The organism is Streptomyces sp. NPDC006265 (assembly GCF_040613555.1).
In the GTDB taxonomy this organism is placed as follows: domain Bacteria; phylum Actinomycetota; class Actinomycetes; order Streptomycetales; family Streptomycetaceae; genus Streptomyces.
On sequence record NZ_JBEXSH010000984.1, the window covers coordinates 1 to 3,108 of the forward strand.

Here is a 3,108-nt window from a genome sequence, read left to right on the forward strand (position 1 = left end):
GGCGGACGGCAGGGGCAGGCGCAGCGCGGCCGTGGCCGGCCGCAGGCCGTACGCCGACCAGGTCGCCGCCAGCACCGCCGACGCCGCGGCCGCGTAGCCGGTCCCGTCCGTCCCGGAGAGAGCCGCCGCATGCAGCGCGTAGGCGTCCAGGACGGTCAGGGCGAGTCCGAGGCCCGCTACGGACTCGGCCGTCGACCGCAGCCCTCGCTTCAGCAGGGCCACGGGTGCGGCGAGCGTGGCCAGCGTGACCGCGCCGAGCACCAGGGCGCGCCCGGCGATCCCCATCTGCCCCCAGCTGACCAGTGTGAACACCGCCGCCGCGAGCGTGAGCAGGACACCGCCGAGGACCAGCAGCACGTTCTGCACGCTGGGCGCCGCCGTCTCGGGGCGCGGCGGTGCGGTGGCAGGCGGCCGCGTCGAGGCCTGGGCCCGTGACTGCTGCTGCGTCTGCTGCAGGGCCGCGACCAGCCAGGCGCGACGGGTCAGCAACTGGGAACGTCGGGCGTCCAGTTGCCAGAGTTCGGCATCGAGGAGCCGCAATTCCTCGGCCGGAGGCGGAAGGTGGGTCATGGATCGCAGTGTGGTCCGCGTCACCCGGCAGGGCATGAGTGCGGGTACTCAGGCGCGTACTCAGACCGTCCGTGCCGCGAGTGGGCAGACTGCCGGGATGGACTGGAACCATTACCGCTTCCGCAGTGTGTGGCACCTGCCCGCGCCCCCCGCCACCGTGTACGACGTGCTGGAACGCCCCGAGGACTACCCGCGCTGGTGGCGCCAGGTCCGCGAGGTGACCCGGCTCGACGACACCACCGGGGTGATCCACATCCGCTCCGTCCTGCCGTACGACATGACCTTCACGGCGCGCGAGGTGCGGCGCGATCGTGCCGCCGGTGTACTGGAGACCACCCTGTCCGGGGACATCGAGGGCTGGGCACGCTGGACGGTCACGCCGCGCGGGACGGGCAGTCTCGCCCGGTACGACCAGGTCGTCAGCGTGCACAAGCTGTTGCTGCGACGGCTCGCCGTACCCGGACGGCCCGTCTTCCGCGCCAACCACGCGCTGATGATGCGCTCCGGGCGGCGCGGACTCCTCAGGCACCTCCGCGCGGTTTGAAGGAAGCGCGCCCGGACCTGTATGGTTCAGTGCGTTCCCGGGCGATTAGCTCAGTGGGAGAGCGCTTCGTTCACACCGAAGAGGTCACTGGTTCGAACCCAGTATCGCCCACCGGAAACAGCCGGTCCGTCGCAGACGGACCGGTTTTTTCATGCCCTCGCGGGTCCCGTGCCAGGTGCTCAGGCCGCCGCCGGCAGATCCGGACGCAGCGGCCACGCCGGGTCGACCGCCTCGTCCACACCGCTGCGCGCGAACCACGCCTGCAGACCCCGCGCCTGCGCGGCGTGCCACACCGCCTGCAGGGTGTGCAGCTCACCCGGGGCGAGGCGCTCCAGCCGGGACGCGAACCGGCGGCCCACCGCCCGCGTGACCTCCAGCGCCGCCACGGCGTCGGCCGCCGCGTCGTGCGCGCCCTCCAGGGAGACGCCGTAGTGCTCACACAGGTCGGTCAGGGTGCGGCGGCCCTTGCGGTAGCGGTCCAGATGCTTGTCCAGGACCCGCGGGTCCAGCACGGCCAACGGCGCCGACTCGAACCAGCGCCCGAGCGCCGAGGCGCGATGACGGCGCAACTCCCGGTCCAGCAGGGTCAGATCGAACGGCGCGTTCATCACCACGACCGGGCGCCCGGCGTGTGCCTGCTCGGCCAGCGCCTGCGCTATCTCGTACATCACCGGCGCCGGCCACCGGCCGTTGCACTGCAGGTGCTCCTCCGTCAGCCCGTGCACCGCCGTCGCCTCGGCGGGCACCGGCACTCCCGGGTTCACCAGCCAACGGCTCACCCGCGGCCGCACGCCCGGTGCGTCCTGGACGACGACGGCGGCCGACACGATCCGGTCGGTCTCGACGTCGACGCCCGTCGTCTCCGTGTCGAAGGCGGCCAGCGGCCCCTCGTACCAGCACGTCGTCATAGCCACACAACCCCTCGTTCTCCTTCGGCAGTTGACGTACCGTCCGCTGCCCGATTCGGTGATACCCGGGCTGTTTGCGCCGTACGCCGGAAGGAGACAACAGGAGTACGGGTCGCTGCAGTTCAGCGGCCCGCAGTGGGGAATCACTTGTTCTGGAAGGCTGTTGGCCATGGCCATAGCGCAGCCCGAACGGGGCGGGCTGCTGCCCGAGTGCACGGCTCCCTCTCGCGGCACTCTCGCCACCACCGCCTGCATGGAGACACTGCAGGTCGGCTATCTGCACGCCGTCGCGGCGGGGGCCGGCTGCTCGCTGTCCCAGCCCTTTCCCGACAACGGCATCGACTGGCACGTCAGCCACAGCGCCCCCGGGCACACGGTCGACGACGAGGTCACCATCAAGGTGCAGCTCAAGGCCACCTACCAGGTGCCGCCCAACCCACCCGGCCTTACCTTCTCCTTCACACTCGACAACGACCACCTGGCGAAGCTCGCCCGCACACCCGTGTCGGTGCACAAGATCCTGGTGGTGATGCTGGTGCCGCGCTCCCAGGACGACTGGCTGCGCGCCGGCCACGACCGGCTCGACCTCAGGCACTGCTGCTACTGGACCAACCTCGCCGGACAACCGATCACCGGCCGCCGCCGCACCACCGTGCGGATACCGACCTCACGCATCTTCGACGACCGGGCCCTCTGCGAGATCATGACGCGGGTCGGGACGGGAGGGAAACCGTGACGCACCGTCCGACCGAGGAGCCACTGAGGCAGGTCCGGCCGCACCCCGCCGACCCCACCTGGAGCGGCTCGCCGCCCGCGCCCGTCGACGTCGACCCGGCCGTGCTGAGCGCCCTGCTGCACCGGCACGGCTGGCAGCGACGCGGCGGCGCCCCCGGACGCTACGGCCGCTGGACCCCGCCCGGCCCCGTCGGCAGCGGCACCAGCCTCCTGGTGCCCGAGAGCCGCGCCTTCCCCGACAGCGACGACCTGCTCGGCGAGGCCTTGGGCAGGCCCGGCCTCCGTCACGCCCAGGTGCAGCGGATAGTCGCAGCTCTCGGCCAGCTGCCGGTACGCCTCGATCATGACGAC

At 72.0% G+C, this 3,108-nt stretch carries 3 protein-coding genes, 1 tRNA gene and 2 pseudogenes; 3 read left to right on the forward strand and 3 right to left on the reverse strand.

Annotated features, from left to right (window positions below):
* Nucleotides 1-570 (reverse strand): annotated as a pseudogene (locus tag ABZ281_RS43895) (hypothetical protein); the annotation flags it as partial.
* Nucleotides 571-667: 97 nt separating this feature from the next.
* On the opposite strand from ABZ281_RS43895, the gene ABZ281_RS43900 reads away from it, so the two are divergent.
* Nucleotides 668-1,114, forward strand: coding sequence for an SRPBCC family protein (locus ABZ281_RS43900; RefSeq protein ID WP_356663807.1), 447 nt, complete (start codon nt 668-670; stop codon nt 1,112-1,114).
* Between the two features lie 39 nt (nt 1,115-1,153).
* Nucleotides 1,154-1,225: transfer RNA gene (locus tag ABZ281_RS43905), tRNA-Val, on the forward strand.
* 68 nt (nt 1,226-1,293) lie between these two features.
* Here the strand turns inward: ABZ281_RS43905 and ABZ281_RS43910 are convergent.
* On the reverse strand, nt 1,294-2,022 hold the full coding sequence (locus ABZ281_RS43910; RefSeq protein WP_356663811.1) for a 3'-5' exonuclease: 729 nt from the start codon (nt 2,020-2,022) through the stop codon (nt 1,294-1,296).
* Between the two features lie 169 nt (nt 2,023-2,191).
* Here ABZ281_RS43910 and ABZ281_RS43915 point away from each other — a divergent pair, with 169 nt between their 5' ends.
* The gene (locus ABZ281_RS43915; protein ID WP_356663809.1) at nt 2,192-2,758 is read left to right on the forward strand and encodes a DUF4365 domain-containing protein; all 567 of its coding nucleotides are present in this window, start codon (nt 2,192-2,194) and stop codon (nt 2,756-2,758) included.
* 260 nt (nt 2,759-3,018) lie between these two features.
* On the opposite strand, the pseudogene ABZ281_RS43920 reads toward ABZ281_RS43915, so the two are convergent.
* A pseudogene (locus ABZ281_RS43920) lies at nt 3,019-3,108 on the reverse strand (flavodoxin-dependent (E)-4-hydroxy-3-methylbut-2-enyl-diphosphate synthase); the annotation flags it as partial.